We start from the raw sequence: 15,601 nt of genomic DNA on the forward strand, positions 1-15,601 counted from the left end.
TACGTCGCTCCTACAAAAATGGCGCGGTCAGAAGGCCGCCACCCACACCCGCAACGGGTGCTGCGGATCCGCCAGCAGGCGGATCGCCAGCGCGATCGACACCGTCACCAGCAGCGGCTTGATGATGCGCGCGCCCTGCTTCATGGCGAAGCGCGAACCGAGCTGCGCGCCGAGGAACTGGCCCGCGCCCATCAGCAGGCCGACCTTCCACAGCACCGCGCCGTTCGCGAGGAACACCGCGAACGCACCGAGGTTGGAGCCGAAGTTGAGGAACTTGGTGTGCGCCGTGGCCTTGAGGATGCCGAAGCCGGCCAGCGCCACGAAACCCAGCATCAGGAACGAGCCGGTGCCTGGCCCGAACACGCCGTCGTAGAAACCGATCGCCGGCACGAAGGTCAGCGCGAACACCTGCGGTCGCATGCGCTGGTGGCGGTCCACGTGGCCGATGTCGGGCTTCAGCCCGAAGTAGATGGCGATGCCGGCCAGCAGGAACGGCAGCGCCCACTTCAACCATTCCACCGGAATGACCGTCGCCAGCAGCGCACCGCCGACCGCGCCCAGCGCCGCCGTCAGCACCATCGGCAACTGGCCTTTCAGATCGACATGTCCGTGCCGCCCATACGCCCAGCTGGCCGAACCCGAACCGAACAGCGACTGCAGCTTGTTGGTGCCCAGCACCTGCAGCGGCGGAATGCCGGCCAGCAGCATCGCCGGGATGGTGACCATGCCGCCGCCACCGGCGATGGCATCGATGAAACCCGCCAGCATGGCGGCGAGGAACAGCAGCAGGAGCACCTGCAGGGCGAGGTCGGGCATGGGGTTCCACGGGAGTCGGTGCGTGCTCGCCTGCAGGCCAGCCCGCGAGGCGCCTTCCATTTTACGAACAACGCGAGGTCGAAATCCGTCATCCCCGTGCAGGCGGGGACCCAGTGCCTTCGCTCTGTGCAGCGCCGGCCACAGGATTTCCGCACCGGAGCGACGAAGCCGCCACCATTGCGGTTAGCATCGCCGTATCCCGTCCGGAGTCCGACACGATGCGCCACGCACGCCTGCTCGCTGCTTCCCTGCTGACCACTGCACTGGCGGCCGCCCTTCCCGCCGCTGCCCAGGACGCCACCACGCAGCGTCCCGAGGTCGCGGCCGCCGGCATGGCCGCGCAGCAGCAGGTGATCGACTGGCGCCGTCATTTCCACCAGTACCCGGAACTGTCGAACCGCGAGGAACAGACCGCCAGGCGCGTGGCCGAGGAACTGCGCAAGCTGGGCCTGCAGCCGCGTACCGGCATCGCCCACCACGGTGTCACCGCCGTGATCAAGGGCGGCAAGCCGGGGCCGCGCATCGCGCTGCGCGCCGACATGGATGCACTGCCGGTGACCGAGCGCAACCACCTGCCGTTCGCCTCGAAGGCGACGTCGACCTACCGCGGCGAGACCGTCGGCGTGATGCACGCCTGCGGCCACGACGCGCATACCGGCATCCTGCTGGGCGTGGCGAAATCGCTCGTCGCGATGCAGGACCAGCTGCCCGGCGAAGTGCTGCTGGTGTTCCAGCCCGCCGAGGAAGGCCCGCCGGCCGGCGAGGAAGGCGGTGCGGAGCTGATGCTGAAGGAAGGCGTGTTCAAGGAATTCAAGCCGGAAGCAGTATTCGGCCTGCACGTGTTCTCGTCGATCCCGGTCGGCCAGATCGGCGTGCGCCAGGGGCCGCTGATGGCCGCTTCGGACAGCTTCACGCTGAAAGTCGTCGGCCGACAGACGCACGGCTCACGGCCGTGGGGCGGGATCGACCCGATCGTGGCGATGGCCGACCTCATCGGCACCACCCAGACCATCGTCAGCCGCCGCACCGATATTTCGAAGTTGCCGGCGGTGGTCAGCTTCGGCGCCATCAAGGGCGGCATCCGCTACAACATCATTCCCGACGACGTGGAAGTGGTCGGCACCATCCGCACCTTCGACGACGGCATGCGGCAGAAGATCTTCGCCGACCTGAAGAACGTCGCCACGCATGTGGCCGCGGCGCACGGCGCGAAAGTGGAGGCCAGCGTGCCCGACAACGACGGCAACCCGGTCACCGTCAACAACCCCGAACTCACCGCGCGCATGCTGCCCAGCCTGCAGGCCGTGGTCGGCACGGACAACGTCATCACGCCCTCGCTGCAGATGGGCGCGGAGGACTTCTCGTTCTACGCGCGCGAAGTGCCGTCGATGTTCTTCTTCGTCGGCAGCACGGCGAAAGGCACCGATCCGGTCACCGCGCCGAGCAACCATTCACCGGAATTCATGCTGGACGAAGGCTCGCTCGACGTTGGCCTGCGTGCCCTGTTACAGGTCACATTGGATTACCTGCACGCACCGGCAGGCTGACGCCCCGTTGCCGCGCGCCGGGGGCGGGACCACAATGCCGCGCCCATGAATGTCCCCTTCCACCTGCCGCCCTCCGCCATCCAGGCCGTCCTCCACGGCGCGGCCGCCACGCGTGGCGGCCTTCCGGCATGAGCCAGGCCCTCGCCCGCGCACTGGCGCTGTTCGACGACTGCGTGGCGATGGCGCCCGCGGAGCGCGCGGCCATGCTGGCCGGACTCGCCCGCGAGGAGCCGGACACCCATCGCGCACTGCAGATACTGCTGGCGGCGGATGACGCGCTGCAGGACGCGGGCGAGCACGACCTGCTGCCGAAGGCGTCGATCGACGTCCTGCCTGCGCGCCCGGGCATGCGGGCCGCGCCCGACGTCGATGCGGACCAGCGCATCGGCAGCCGGCTGGGGCCTTGGCGGATCGACCGGCTGCTGGATTCCGGCGGCATGGGAACGGTGTACGAGGCCTGGCGCGACGACGGCCAGTACGACCAGCGCGTCGCGTTGAAGTGCATCCGCAGCGAACTGACCTCGCCACGCCTGATCGACAGTTTCCGCCGTGAACGCGATGCGCTGGCCGCCCTGGAGCATCCGGGCATCGCCACGCTGTTCGACGGCGGCGTCGAACCCGACGGCCACCCATGGTTCGCCATGCGCTACGTGCAGGGTGCGCAGATCGATGCCTGGTGCGACGCACGCGGGGCCGGACTGCAGCAGCGCGTGGACCTGCTGATGCAGGTTTGCGATGCGCTGGCGTACGCGCACCAGCGCCGGGTGCTGCACCAGGACATCAAACCCTCCAACCTGATGGTCACCGACGCGGGTCAGGTGCAGGTGCTGGACTTCGGCCTGGCCGCGTCGCTGGCCGCCACGGACGTCCTGCCGCGGATCGCCGCGTCCGACAGTTACACGGCGCCGGAAGCGATGGCCGGTGCGATGCCCGCGATGACCATGGATATCTGGTCGCTCGGCATGCTGATGTACCGACTGCTGTGCGGTGCATTGCCGCATGCCTCGCAGCCCCTGCTGTCGACCGTGCTGGAGCGGGAGAAACACGGCCGCCCGCCACCGATGTCGCGGCTGGCCGCACGGTCCCCGGCATCGGGTGCGCGGGTCCGCGGTTTCGGCGATGCGGGCGCGCTGGCCCGCGCTCTGGCCGGCGACCTGGATGCCATCGCGGCGCGCTGCGTCGCACCCGATCCCGCCGCGCGCTACGCCACCGTCGCCGCGCTGCGCGACGATCTGCAGGCGTGGCGCCAGAAGCGCCCGGTACAGGCGCGCGGCGCCGGTGCGCTGTATCGCGCCGGACGTTTCCTGCAACGCCACCGGCTGGCCGCTGGCCTGGCCGGCGTGATCCTGATGGTGCTGGTGGCGGGTACCGGCCTGGTCGCCTGGCAACGGGATCGCGCGGCACGGGAAGCGACCGCAGCGCTCGCGCTGTCGCAGGTGTTCGAACAGATGCTCGGCAACGCCACCCTGTCGGGACTGGGCGATACCCCGATGTCGTCGGGCGCGCTGCTGGCCGATACGGAACGCCAGGTACGCGCCCTGCCGCTGCAGGAGCATCCGGTGGTGCTGGCGCGCGGCCTGTCGTTGCTGGCCCGCAACTACAGCGTGGTCGGCGACTACGACCGCGCCACGCGATTGGCTGCCGAAGCCGCCGGCCTGCAGGGCGACGATCCGCCCGGCCTGGCTGCCGCGCAGGCGACCCTCGCCGCCTTGCTCAACCTGCAGGGCAGGCCGCGCGAAGCGCAGGTTGCCGCGCGCGAAGGACTCAAGGACATCGCCAACGCGGGCGCCCTGCCGACGCGCCTGCAGCTGCTGACCGAGCTGGCCCGCAGCCAGTGGGACCTGGGTGAACAGGATCTCGCGCGCCACACGCTGGACAAGGCGCTTGCGCTCGCCGGGGACCATCGCCTGGCCTCGGAGCAGGCGGAATTGCTGACGCTGCGTGGTTACTGGAACACGCGCCTGACCCGCTTCGCGCAGGCCGATGCCGACCTGCGCCACGCGATCGCGCTGGCCACGCCGTCCTACCCCCTGGTGGCCAACGAAGCCCGCCGCGTCCTTGCGCAGAACCTGCTCGTGCAGGACCGCGTCGACGATGGCCTCCGGATCGCGGAAGAACTGCTGGCCGACTATCGGCGGAGGTTGGGGGATTCGCATCCGCTGGTGGGCCGTGCGTGGCGCGTGTTGGCCAACCTGCAATGCACGGGGGGGCAGCTGGAGGCTTGCGCGGCGTCCATCGACCACGCCGAGCGGATCGTCCGGCTGCACTTCGGCGACCAGCATCCTGAGTTCGCCGATGTCCTCCGGGTACGCTCGGTACTGGGCATGTTCGGCCGATCCGGTACGGACGACGCCCTCACGAGTTTGCGGCGTGCGGAAGCGCTGCTGCTCGCGGCTTACCCACCGCAGCACGAGACGGTGTTGCGTGTCCGCCAGATGCTGGCCCGCCGCCTGCTGTCGTCCGATCCAAAGGGAAGGGATGAATCCATCGCGCTGATGGAAACGGTGATGGCCGACCATGCGAAAGGCCGGATCAGCCCCCAGCCGATCCTCCGGATCACGCTGGCGGAAGGGCTGTTGAAACGTGCCGGCGCTGGCGACCTGCAGCGGGCGCGCGAACTCGTCGAGCAGAACGAGGCCGCATTGCGCGCCTATCCGCCCACCTACAGCATGGTCTTCTACAACCGCTACCTGCTCGCCTACGTCACCTATCTGGAAGGCGATGCGGTGCGGGCCGATGCGCTCCTCGAGCGCCTGGCGATCGATATCCAGGAGCATGTGGCGACCACGAACAACCGCTTCACCCTGCGCGATGCCCTGATGCTGCGGGCGATGATCGTCCTGCGCCGCGGCGACCTCCCGGCGGCGCGGACCCGGCTGGCGGAAGCGGTGGCGCGCACGGAGGCCATGTTCGGGCCGGAACATCCGGCCGCGCGACGCACGCGCGCGCAACTCGATGCGCTGGATCGCACAGGAACCTTCCAGCTGTTGCGCTGAACCTCGCCGGGTCAGCGATGGTCGCCATCAAGGTAGTACCAGCGCTTCTCCAGGCGGACGAACCGGCTGAGTTCCTGCATGCGCACCGCGCTGCCACCGCCGATGCGGTAGCGCGCGACGAATTCGACTTCGGCCGTCTCCGGCCCGGTGACGCGGTGGTCCTTCACGGTCAGACCCAGCCACGTGGTCTTCGCAGCACCCGGTGCGTCCAGCCCAAGTTCGTCCGGTCGCGTGTCCGGATGCCAGGTCGTGCGCAGGTAGTCGGCATCGCCGACGACGTAGGCGCTATAGCGCGAACGCATCAGCGCTTCGGCGTCCGGCGCCGCCTCACCGGCGTGGTAACGGCCGCAGCAGGTGGCGTAGTCGCGGCCCGTGCCGCAGGGGCAAGCGTTCATGGCTTGGCTTTCTGTAGGAGCGACGTAAGTCGCGACCGTATGTTTTCCGACAACAGAAAAGCGGACTTTCTGCAGTCCGCCGGGCAATGGGACATAGATGTCGTGCGGTCGCGACTTACGTCGCTCCTACAACAGCCGCAGGCACTCAACGCTTGCCGTGACCCGTCTCGATGAAGCGCAGGAACTCGGCGCGCGTGCGCGCGTCCTCGCGGAAGGTACCCAGCATCTTGCTGGTCACCATGCTGACGCCGCGCTTGTGTACGCCGCGCGTGGTCATGCATTCGTGCGCGCCGTCGACCACGACGGCCACGCCGCGTGGTTGCAGCACGTCCTGGATGCACTGCGCGATCTGCGCGGTCATCTTCTCCTGCACCTGGAAGCGGCGCGCGTACACGTCCACCACGCGCGCCAGCTTGCTGATGCCGACCACCTTGCCGTCGGGCAGGTAGCCCACGTGCGCGCGGCCGATGATCGGCGCCATGTGGTGCTCGCAATGGCTTTCGAACTCGATGTCGCGCAGCACGATCATCTCGTCGTAACCGGCGACCTCCTCGAACGTGCGCGCCAGGTATTCGCGCGGGTCCATCTGGTAGCCGCTGAACCAGTCGCGGTAGGCCTTGGCGACGCGCTTGGGCGTGTCCAGCAGGCCTTCGCGCGAGGGATCCTCGCCCGCCCACTCCAGCAGCACACGCACGGCGTCCTCGGCCTGCGCCTGGCTGACCTTGCCGGATTTGTCGTCGGACTGGCTCATCGGATCGATTCCTGCGGGGGGCGTGGAGGATAACGCATCTGTCTTGCCGGCCCTCTACGGCGCAGATCGCCCTGCGGATGCGGGCGGCGCCTTGCCGGATGCGGCGGATGGCAGCGCCGCAGGCGCCGGCCCGCCGTCCGGCACTCGCCAAGCTGCGCGCACGGGCGCACCCTATGCGCCGGTCCACCACCGTGGCGGGCGATCCCGCTCTCTTCCCGTAGTACCTGTCCCGGAGTTCCTCCATGCTGCGTACGCTGTTGCTGTCTTCCGCCATCGCCGTCGCCCTGTCCGCCTGCGGCGACCGCCCTGCTCCCGAATCCGCCATGCCCGCCACCGCCGCCACGCCCGCCGAGGGCGCGAACCCTCTGCTCACCGCCAGCGCGCTGCCGTTCCAGGCGCCGCCGTTCGACAAGATCAAGGACGCCGATTACCAGCCGGCCATCGAGGAAGGCATGCGCCAGCACCTCGCCGAGGTGCGCACGATCGCCGACAACGCCGAGCCGGCCACCTTCGCCAACACCTTCGAGGCGCTGGAGCGCAGCGGCGCGCTGCTGACGCGCGCAACCACCGTGTTCTTCGCGATGACCGGCGCCAACACCAACCCCGCGCTGCAGGCCGCCGAAGAAGCGCTGGCGCCGAAGCTGGCCGAGCACGGCGACAGCATCCACCTGGATCCCAAGCTCTTCGCCCGCGTGAAGTCGGTCTACGACCAGCGCGACACGCTCGGGCTGACGCCGGAGCAGAAGACCGTCGTCGAGCACACCTACGACGGCTTCGTGCGCGCCGGCGCGCAGCTCTCCGATACCGACAAGGCCGAGCTGCGCACACTCAACAGCGAGGAGTCCTCGCTGACCACCGCATTCGGCAACAAGCTGCTGGCCGCGGGCAACGCCGGTGGCGTATTCGTCACCGACAAGGCGAAGCTCGACGGCATGGACGAGGGCGCGATCGCCGCCGCGGCCGATGCGGCGAAAGCCGCCGGCAAGGACGGCCAGTGGCTGCTGAGCCTGCAGAACACCACCCAGCAGCCGTCGCTGGGTTCGCTGAAGGATCGCGCACTGCGCGAGCAGCTGATGGCCGCCTCGCTGGGCCGCGCCGAGAAGGGCGACGGCAACGACACCCGCGCGACCATCCAGCGCCTGGCCGAACTGCGCGCGCGCAAGGCGCAGCTGCTGGGCTTCCCCAACTACGCCGCCTACAGCATCGCCGACCAGATGGCCGGCACGCCCGAGGTCGCACTGAAGCTGCTCACCGACACCGTGCCCGCCGCCACCGCGCGTGCGCGCGCCGAGCTGGCGAAGATCCAGGGCGTGGTCGATGCGCAGAAGGGCGGCTTCACCGCCGGCGCGGCCGACTGGGACTTCTACGCCGAGCAGGTGCGCAAGGCCGAGTTCGATCTGGACGAGTCGCAGATCAAGCCCTACTTCGAGCTGGACCGCGTGCTGAAGGACGGCGTGTTCTTCGCCGCCAACCAGCTGTACGGCATCACCGCGAAGGAGCGCAAGGACATTCCCGTCTATCACCCCGACGTGCGCGTGTTCGACATCATGGACGCCGACGGCAAGCAGCTGGCGCTGTTCTACCTGGATCCGTTCAAGCGCGAGAGCAAGCAGGGCGGCGCGTGGATGGGCAACTTCGTCGAACAGAACGGCCTGACCGGCGACATCCCGGTGGTCTACAACGTGGAGAACTTCACCAAGCCCGCCGCCGGCCAGCCCGCGCTGCTGAGCTTCGACGACGTCACCACGCTGTTCCACGAGTTCGGCCATGCACTGCACGGCTTCTTCTCGAAGACGCAGTATCCCAGCGTGGCCGGCACCAACGTGCCGCGCGACTTCGTCGAGTTCCCGTCGCAGTTCAACGAGCACTGGGCGCTGGACCCGAAGGTGTTTGCCAACTACGCCAAGCACCACCAGACCGGCGAGGCGATGCCGCAGGCGCTGGTCGACAAGATCATCAAGGCGCGCACCTTCAACCAGGGCTATGCGACGACCGAGTACCTGTCGGCGGCGCTGCTGGATCTCGCCTGGCACCTGCAGCCGGCCGGCGCCGGCAAGCAGGACGTCGACGCGTTCGAGAAGCAGGCGCTGGCCACGTACAAGGTCGATCTGGCGGCGGTGCCGCCGCGCTATCGCACCAGCTACTTCAGCCACATCTGGGGCGGCGGCTACGCGGCCGGCTACTACGCCTACTTCGGCGCGGAAGTGCTGGACCATGACGCCTTCCAGTGGTTCCGCGAACACGGCGGCCTGACTCGCGAGAACGGCCAGGTCTTCCGCGACAAGGTGCTGTCGATCGGCCACTCGCGCGACCTCGCCACCGCCTACCGCGAGTTCCGCGGCAAGGATCCCAGCGTCGAACCGCTGCTGGAACATCGCGGGCTGAAGTAAGCCCATCGCCCGCCATCTCCCCGCATGCGGGGAGATGGCGAGGTGCGACGATCACGCCGCGCCGTCGCGTGCGTCGTCGAGCAGGAAATCCCGCAGCAGGCACGCACTCGGTCCGATGCGGCGGCCATGCACCAGGAAGATCTCCAGCCGCGAGCCCGCGCTGTCGGTGACCACGTCACCCTGCACCGGCACCTCGACGGCTTTCTCTTCCGTCGTGACGGTCACCGAGCGCAGGCTGGGCGGATAGACCACCCAACGGTACTGATCCAACTCTGCGACCGTCGTCGGCATGCGATAGCGGCACAGACAGGCCGAGCCTGGTTTCCAGCACGCGGTGACCACGGCACGCGTCAGCCCCGGCGCGGGCGAACGCCTGTTGCTGGGCGAATGGCTGGGCCGCATCGCCGCCACGCCGCGAACACCGCATCGCTGACCGATCACCACTCAACCGCGTGACGCCTGGACCTGATCGTTGAAGGCGCGCACATGCGCCACCAGCGCGCGCAGTTTCGGCGGCGGGTTGTGGCGGCTGGGGTAGTAGAGGAAGAAGCCCGGGAACGGCTGCACGTAATCCAGCAGCACGGGCACCAGCGCCCCGTTCGCGATCCAGGGCAGGAAGCAGTCTTCCGGTGCGAAGGTGACGCCACCATCGGCGAGCGCGGTACGCAGCATCACCTGCAGGTCGTTGGTGGTGACCTGCGGCGCCACTTCCACCGCAAACGCGCGGCCGGACTCGCTGAACTCCCAGCGGTGCGGCGCCACCTCAGGCGCACGGCGCCAGCCGATGCAGCGGTGTGCCGCCAGCTCACGCGGATGCATCGGCGTGCCGTGCCGCTGCAGATAGGTCGGGGATGCCACCGCTATCTCGCGCTGCGGTCCCCCCACCGGGACCGCGATCATGTCCTGCTCGATCACTTCGCCCAGCCGCACGCCGGCATCGAAGCCAGCCGCGACGATGTCGAACTCCTCGTCGGTGACGGTCACATCCAGCGTGATGCCGGGGTAGGCCTCGGCGAAGCCTGCCACCAGCGGGCCGGACAGGAAGCGCTCGGCGATGGAGGTGACCGCCACGCGCAGCAGGCCGCGCGGCGGTCCCTCACCCAGCGCGTCCTCCAGTGCACTGCCGATTACCGCCAGCGGCATGGCGATCTGGCGATGCAGGCGTTCGCCGACTTCGGTCAGGCGCACGCTGCGGGTCGACCGCTGCACCAGCGCGATCCCTACGCTGTCTTCCAGCCGGCGGATCGCCTGGCTGACCGCCGAGCGGGTGACGCCCAGCCGATCCGCGGCCGCACGGAAATTGCCGGCTTCGGCCACGGCGTGCAGCACGCGCAACAGATTGAAATCGGGTTCCATCGTCCAGTCATGCTAACCAATCCGGTTAGCGGCGGGCGGATTCCCTCGACAGCGACCGGGGACTACGGTGTTCGCACACCCCCGTCCGGAGATGACCGCCATGACCACCCCTTCCGCCGATACCCTGCGTCGCCGCGCCCTGAGCGCCGCCCTGGCCCCGAGCCTGCTCGCCGCCTCCAGCCTCGGCGCCACGGACGCCGCCGCCCCGGCCGACGCGCCCCATCCCTACGTCGGCATGTGGGTCACCACCGATGGTCGCGTCCGCCACGAACTGCTACCCAATGGCCGCTACGACGAGGCCCGCGGCCAGCGCGAGAGTGCCTACCAGGGGCGCTACACCGTCACCGGCCACCACATCGACTACGTGGACGACACCGGCTTCACCGCCGACGGCGAATTCATCGATGGCGTGCTGTACCACGGCGGCATGGTGCTCCGCCGCGCTTCCGTGCCCAAGCACCCGGGCACGTCCCGCGACGCCGACTGATCCGACCACACCAAGGAGATTCCTCATGTCCATCCGCACCCTGCTCCGGCGCGGCCTGATCGCCGCCGCGATGCTGAGCGCACCTGCACTGGCCACCGATACGTCGTCCACCATGGAACGGGAGAACACCGCACGGACGCGTGCGGCGTTCGAGGCATGGCGTGCAGGCACCGGCACCGTCTTCGACCTGCTCGATCCACAGGCCGTCTGGACCGTCGCCGGGCACAGCCCGGTGTCCGGCACCTACCGGTCCAAGCAGGTCTTCATGGACCGTGCCGTCGCGCCGATCACCGCTCGCCTGGCCACCCGCATAACGCCGGACGTGAAGCAGGTGATGGCACAGGGCGACGCTGTCACCGTGCTCTGGGACGGGACGGCGACCACCGTCGACGGCGACACCTACCGCAACAGCTATGCGTGGCACATGGTCTTCGACGAAGGCCGCATCGTCCATGTCACCGCCTTCCTCGATACGTGGGCGCTGCAGCAGTTGATGGAGTGACCGCCGCACGACACGGGTCCGCCGGCGCGAACCGGTGCATCAGCGCGACGAAGACGTGCCGCCTCACTCCGCTGCGACTGGCGCGCCCATGTTGCCCTTGCTGTACATGCCCGAGCGGTCGAAGCAGCAGGCGCGGCGCTTGCCGGAGGCAAGCATGTCGCAGGCGGTGGCGATGCGCTTCACGCGCGTCTCGGCCTTCTTGCCCGAGGTGATCCAGTGGATCCAGTCGCGGCGCGCCACCGGCGTCAGGCTGCTCCAGACCGCTTTCGCTTCCGGAGCAGCGGTGAGCGCCTTGCGGAGGTCGGGAGGCACGACGGGTTCGGGTTCCTGCTTCGCCGGTGCGATCACCAGGTCGACCGCGTCGCCGGCTTCGACGCCGGCCGCAGTGCGCAGCGCCTTCTCGACCTTCAGCCAGTGGCTGCCATCGCCATCGGGTTCCAGCGTGGCCTGGAACGGCTGGCCCGCAAACGTGCCCTCCACCGTCGTCATGCCGCGCGTCGGCAGCGTTGCGCTGACGGCTTTCGGCAACACCAGGAACGTCCATGTCGCCGCTTTCGGCTGGGCGGGGCGGCGCAACGTGGCGGTGAACCGGATCGGCTGGATCGGCGTGTTCATCGGCGCATGGTATCGCCGTCGCGAGCGCGGCATTGTGCGGACATTCCATGTTGTGAACACCATGCAGCGGCACCATCACGCGATGTTTCCGCAGGCATGCCTAGAACGGAACCTCCACGAGCATTCCGGGAGGCTGCCATGCCCCAGATCCAGCGACACGATCCGCTGCCCCTTCACGCCATCGACGTGGTCGCGGTGGATCCCGCGCTGCTGAACTTCGGCATCGATGTGTTCCAGGCCGTGATGAACGGCGCGATGCCGGTCGGCGAATACGACGGCGACGATCTCGCGTGCACCGGCATGAACGTCATCGCGCGCCAGATCGGCGGGCACGGCCTGACGCTGGAAGAAGAAGCCTCGGTTGTGCTGCGCGTGATCGCCTTCGGCGACCTGATCAACCAGGCCGAAACCGACAGCCGCATTGCCGGCCACATCGGCGCATCGGCCGACGGCTACCAGATCACACCCGCGTTCCTGCATGCCGCCGCGGGTGCCGACATCGTCCGTCGCGTCGATGGCGGTTTCGGCTACGACCTCGACAGCATGGCGGCGCGCCTGGTGCATTGAACCGCACACCGCCTTCGCCCGCGCCCGGCACCATGCGGCTCCCCACGTCTGTCGGCCGCTTCACGATCAGTCGGGTGCTGTAGGCCCTGCGACTGGATCAGCTGTCCGCCATCATCTCCAGCTGCGTCAGGTACAACCGCAGGTCGAACTCCAGTTGGTGGTAGTCCGGTTCCATGTGCGTGCACAGCTGGTAGAACGCCTTGTTGTGGTCGGCTTCTTTCAGGTGCGCGAGTTCGTGCACGGCGATCATTTTCAGGAAGTCGGCGGGCGCATCGCGGAACACGGTGGCGATGCGGATTTCGCGGCTGGCCTTGAGCCGGCTGCCCTGGACGCGCGAGATCGTGGTGTGCGTGCCGAGTGCGTGCTTCATCACCTGCAGCGTGCTGTCGTAGACCACTTTGCCGAGTGGCACGGAGCGCCGCAGGTACCGCTCCTTCAGTGCCTGCACGTAGTCGTACAACTGGCCGTCGCTGCGCACGGCATGCGGCTCCGCATACTTCTTCGCCAGCATCGGCCGCAGCCCGTCCTGCGCGATCAGCGCGCGCACGCGCGTCTGCAGGTCTTCGGGATAACCGGCGAGGTACTTCAAGGGTTCCATTGAGCGGCGGCGAGGATGCGATCGGTCGTGGGGCGACGGGTATGATGGACCCTCGGACTCCAGCACGAAACCGCGACATGGCGAAGGGAAACCCCCTGCAGGAACAGCTGCTCAAGGCCGGCCTGGTCAAGAAATCCAAGCTGGCCGAGGTGGCGCGCGAACAGAACAAGGCCCGCCACGGCAAAGGCCCCGCCGCGCCCAACGAGATCCAGCGCGAGGCCGAACGTGCGCGCGCCGGGAAGGCCGAGCGCGACCGTGCGCTCGAAGCCGAGCGCAAGGCGCAGGCACGCCATGCCGAATTGCGCGCGCAGGCGCGCCAGATCGTCGCCGACCGCAAGGTACCGCGTACCGGCGAGATCGAATATCGCTTCCCGGTCGACGGCGTCATCCGCACCGTGCTGGTCAACGACGATCTGAAGAAGAAGCTGGCCGCCGGCGCGCTGGTCATCGCCCGCGTCGACGAGCGCTACGAGCTGCTGCCGCGCGTGGCCGCCGACAAGGTGCGCGAGCGCGACGCCGGCATGATCGTCCTCGACCACGGCCACGGGATGGACGCCGCCGTGTCCACCTCCGAGGACGACGACTACTACGCGCAGTTCAAGGTCCCCGACGACCTGATGTGGTGACGGCCGGCCTGCCGCGCGGGGCTTGACGGCCCGTGTAGGGTGGAAGAAGACCCCAGCGGAGACCGCCATGCAGCAGCACGAACTCGATGCCCTCTTCGACCAGCAGGCCGCCGGCTACGACGCCCGCTGGATACGCATGGCGCCGATCCGCGAGAGCCTGCTGTTCCTGATGGAAACCGTGTTGGCGGACCTGCCGGAGGACGCCCATCTGCTGTGCGTCGGTGCCGGCACCGGCGCCGAGATCGGGCACCTGGCGCGGCGCTTCCCGCGCTGGACCTTCGTCGCGCTGGACCCCTCCACGCAGATGATCGCCGCCTGCCGCGGACGCGCCGAGCGCGAGGGCTTCGCCGACCGCTGCGGATTCCATGCCGATGTGGTCGACACGCTGCCGGAGGCCGCCGCGTTCGATGGCGCCACCTGCCTGCTGGTCTCGCAGTTCCTGCTCGATCCCGCCGTGCGCACCGCGTTCTTCGCGTCGATCGCGCGCCGTCTGCATCCCGGCGGCACGCTCGCCTGGGCCGACCTGGCTTGGGACACCGGGGCCGCCGATTACCCCGCGATGCTGAAGCTGTGGATGGAAACGATGTCCGGCGCCGGCCTCGATGCCGCTGCGCTCGAGCAGATCCGCGCCAACTACGCCCGCGATGTCGCCATCCTGCCGCCCGACCGCGTCGCCGCGCTGGCGGAGGCCGGCGGCTTCCTGCCGCCGCTGCGCTTCCACCAGGCCGGCATGATCCACGGCTGGTGCGCACGCACGCCGCGGTAGGCTTGCGCCGCTGCCCCGTTCCGCCAACGCCACTGCCAAGGAAGCTCGCCATGCGCCTGACCTGCCTCTCGCTCGCGTGGTGCCTCGCCGTGTCGCCCGCGTTGGCGCTGGATACCTCCACTGCGGTGTCGCCGCCGGTCGACGAGACGGGCACGCTGGCCGAGGCGCCATACCGCATCGCCATTCCCGCCGACTGGAATGGCGAACTCGTCGTGCTGGCGCACGGCTTCGAACCGGTCGGCGTGCCACGCGCGACGCCATGGCCAGCCGATCCCGCCACGCCGATATTCACTTCGGCGCGCTATGCGGTGGCGCAGAGCGGCTACGCCACGCAGGGCTGGGCCGTGCGCGATGCCATTGCCGACAGCGAACGCTTGCGCGCGCATTTCGTGCAACGGCACGGATATCCGAAGAAGACCTGGATGGTCGGCTTCTCCATGGGCGGCGGCATCGCCATCGCCAGCCTCGAACAGCAGGCCGCGTACTACGACGGTGCGCTGTCGCTGTGCGGCGCCAACCTGCCGGGCGATGTGCTGGCCAATGACCTGTTCACCTCGCTGGTCGCATTCGACGCGCTGTTCCCGCCACGCGAGGGCGCCCATCGACTGTCGGATCCCGCCGCGCCCATGCTCGACCAGGGCGCGGTGATGGACCGCGTCGACGCCGACCTGCCGCGCGATCCTGCGGCCGCACAGCGACTCGCCGCCAAACTGGAGGTGTCGGTCGAGTCGCTGCCCGGTACGGTCGGCCTGCACTACCTGGTGATCCGCGACCTGATGACGCGCGGCGGCGGCATGCCGGTGGACAACCGGCTGGTGCGCTACACCGGGTTCGGCGACGACGACGCGTTCAACCGCCGCGTGCCGCGTTATGTCGGCGATGTGGCGGCGATGGACTACGTGGCCGCGGCGCCGGCACTGTCGGCCCGGCCGCAGAAGCCGTTGGTGCTGCAGTACAACGCCGACGACCCGACCATCAACCCGCGCTTCCGTCCGGTGTATGTGCAACGCGCTCAGGGCGCTGCCGTCGCGCCGCTGACGCTGCCGGACGTGCCGGGCGGCCACTGCCGGTTCTCGGAAGACCAGGTGCGCGACGCGTTCCGCGTGCTGACCGAGTGGGTGGAAACGGGGAAGCGGCCGAACGGCTGATCGCGACCGTCATCACCGCAGTGAAACGAAGGCACACCCGC

16 protein-coding genes are annotated in these 15,601 nt (G+C 69.0%); 9 read left to right on the forward strand and 7 right to left on the reverse strand.

Annotation, left to right across the window (positions count from 1 at the left end; translation table 11 throughout):
- Nucleotides 1-27: 27 nt before the first annotated feature.
- Nucleotides 28-816 (reverse strand): TSUP family transporter, encoded by a 789-nt coding sequence (locus V7060_RS12260; RefSeq protein WP_334179529.1) that lies wholly within the window; start codon nucleotides 814-816, stop codon nucleotides 28-30.
- A 233-nt stretch (nucleotides 817-1,049) separates the two neighbouring features.
- Here V7060_RS12260 and V7060_RS12265 point away from each other — a divergent pair, with 233 nt between their 5' ends.
- Both V7060_RS12265 and V7060_RS12270 read left to right on the forward strand, forming a co-directional pair.
- Nucleotides 1,050-2,363 carry a M20 family metallopeptidase gene (locus tag V7060_RS12265; protein WP_334179614.1) on the forward strand — a complete coding sequence of 438 codons (1,314 nt, stop codon included), beginning with the start codon at nucleotides 1,050-1,052 and terminating at the stop codon, nucleotides 2,361-2,363.
- 128 nt (nucleotides 2,364-2,491) lie between these two features.
- Complete coding sequence (locus V7060_RS12270; protein ID WP_334179530.1) at nucleotides 2,492-5,359, forward strand: protein kinase; 2,868 nt, start codon at nucleotides 2,492-2,494, stop codon at nucleotides 5,357-5,359.
- A gap of 11 nt (nucleotides 5,360-5,370) precedes the next feature.
- On the opposite strand, the gene V7060_RS12275 is transcribed toward V7060_RS12270, so the two are convergent.
- Both V7060_RS12275 and folE read right to left on the reverse strand, forming a co-directional pair.
- The gene (locus V7060_RS12275) at nucleotides 5,371-5,754 is read right to left on the reverse strand and encodes a YchJ family metal-binding protein (RefSeq protein WP_334179531.1); all 384 of its coding nucleotides are present in this window, start codon (nucleotides 5,752-5,754) and stop codon (nucleotides 5,371-5,373) included.
- A 145-nt stretch (nucleotides 5,755-5,899) separates the two neighbouring features.
- On the reverse strand, nucleotides 5,900-6,505 hold the full coding sequence (folE, locus tag V7060_RS12280; protein ID WP_334179532.1) for a GTP cyclohydrolase I FolE: 606 nt from the start codon (nucleotides 6,503-6,505) through the stop codon (nucleotides 5,900-5,902).
- Nucleotides 6,506-6,747: 242 nt separating this feature from the next.
- Between folE and dcp the strand changes: the two genes are divergently transcribed.
- A complete protein-coding gene (gene dcp / locus V7060_RS12285) occupies nucleotides 6,748-8,895 on the forward strand; it encodes a peptidyl-dipeptidase Dcp (protein WP_334179533.1) in 2,148 nt (715 codons plus the stop codon).
- Nucleotides 8,896-8,946: 51 nt separating this feature from the next.
- On the opposite strand, the gene V7060_RS12290 is transcribed toward dcp, so the two are convergent.
- Nucleotides 8,947-9,186, reverse strand: a complete 240-nt coding sequence (locus V7060_RS12290; RefSeq protein ID WP_334179534.1) for a hypothetical protein — start codon at nucleotides 9,184-9,186, stop codon at nucleotides 8,947-8,949.
- Between the two features lie 153 nt (nucleotides 9,187-9,339).
- Nucleotides 9,340-10,251: a LysR family transcriptional regulator gene (locus tag V7060_RS12295; RefSeq protein WP_334179535.1), complete on the reverse strand. Its 912-nt coding sequence runs from the start codon at nucleotides 10,249-10,251 to the stop codon at nucleotides 9,340-9,342.
- Nucleotides 10,252-10,390: 139 nt separating this feature from the next.
- Between V7060_RS12295 and V7060_RS12300 the strand changes: the two genes are divergently transcribed.
- Nucleotides 10,391-10,738, forward strand: coding sequence for an Atu4866 domain-containing protein (locus V7060_RS12300; RefSeq protein ID WP_334179615.1), 348 nt, complete (start codon nucleotides 10,391-10,393; stop codon nucleotides 10,736-10,738).
- A gap of 25 nt (nucleotides 10,739-10,763) precedes the next feature.
- The gene (locus V7060_RS12305; protein ID WP_334179536.1) at nucleotides 10,764-11,240 is read left to right on the forward strand and encodes a nuclear transport factor 2 family protein; all 477 of its coding nucleotides are present in this window, start codon (nucleotides 10,764-10,766) and stop codon (nucleotides 11,238-11,240) included.
- A 63-nt stretch (nucleotides 11,241-11,303) separates the two neighbouring features.
- Here V7060_RS12305 and V7060_RS12310 read toward each other — a convergent pair whose 3' ends face one another.
- Nucleotides 11,304-11,855, reverse strand: a complete 552-nt coding sequence (locus tag V7060_RS12310; protein ID WP_334179537.1) for a YdeI/OmpD-associated family protein — start codon at nucleotides 11,853-11,855, stop codon at nucleotides 11,304-11,306.
- 138 nt (nucleotides 11,856-11,993) lie between these two features.
- Between V7060_RS12310 and V7060_RS12315 the strand changes: the two genes are divergently transcribed.
- Entirely contained in the window at nucleotides 11,994-12,422 is a 429-nt protein-coding gene (locus V7060_RS12315; RefSeq protein ID WP_334179538.1) for a hypothetical protein, read from the forward strand.
- 97 nt (nucleotides 12,423-12,519) lie between these two features.
- Here V7060_RS12315 and V7060_RS12320 read toward each other — a convergent pair whose 3' ends face one another.
- Nucleotides 12,520-13,020, reverse strand: coding sequence for a M48 family metallopeptidase (locus V7060_RS12320; protein WP_334179539.1), 501 nt, complete (start codon nucleotides 13,018-13,020; stop codon nucleotides 12,520-12,522).
- A gap of 77 nt (nucleotides 13,021-13,097) precedes the next feature.
- Between V7060_RS12320 and V7060_RS12325 the strand changes: the two genes are divergently transcribed.
- The 3 genes from V7060_RS12325 to V7060_RS12335 all read left to right on the forward strand — a co-directional run bounded on the left by V7060_RS12325 (nucleotide 13,098) and on the right by V7060_RS12335 (nucleotide 15,560).
- Entirely contained in the window at nucleotides 13,098-13,646 is a 549-nt protein-coding gene (locus tag V7060_RS12325; RefSeq protein ID WP_334179540.1) for a DUF2058 domain-containing protein, read from the forward strand.
- Between the two features lie 67 nt (nucleotides 13,647-13,713).
- Nucleotides 13,714-14,412: a class I SAM-dependent methyltransferase gene (locus V7060_RS12330; protein WP_334179541.1), complete on the forward strand. Its 699-nt coding sequence runs from the start codon at nucleotides 13,714-13,716 to the stop codon at nucleotides 14,410-14,412.
- Nucleotides 14,413-14,462: 50 nt separating this feature from the next.
- Complete coding sequence (locus tag V7060_RS12335) at nucleotides 14,463-15,560, forward strand: hypothetical protein (RefSeq protein ID WP_334179542.1); 1,098 nt, start codon at nucleotides 14,463-14,465, stop codon at nucleotides 15,558-15,560.
- The last annotated feature ends 41 nt before the right edge of the window (nucleotides 15,561-15,601 follow it).

It is taken from the genome of Pseudoxanthomonas sp., from assembly GCF_036845285.1.
In the GTDB taxonomy this organism is placed as follows: Bacteria; Pseudomonadota; Gammaproteobacteria; order Xanthomonadales; family Xanthomonadaceae; genus Pseudoxanthomonas_A.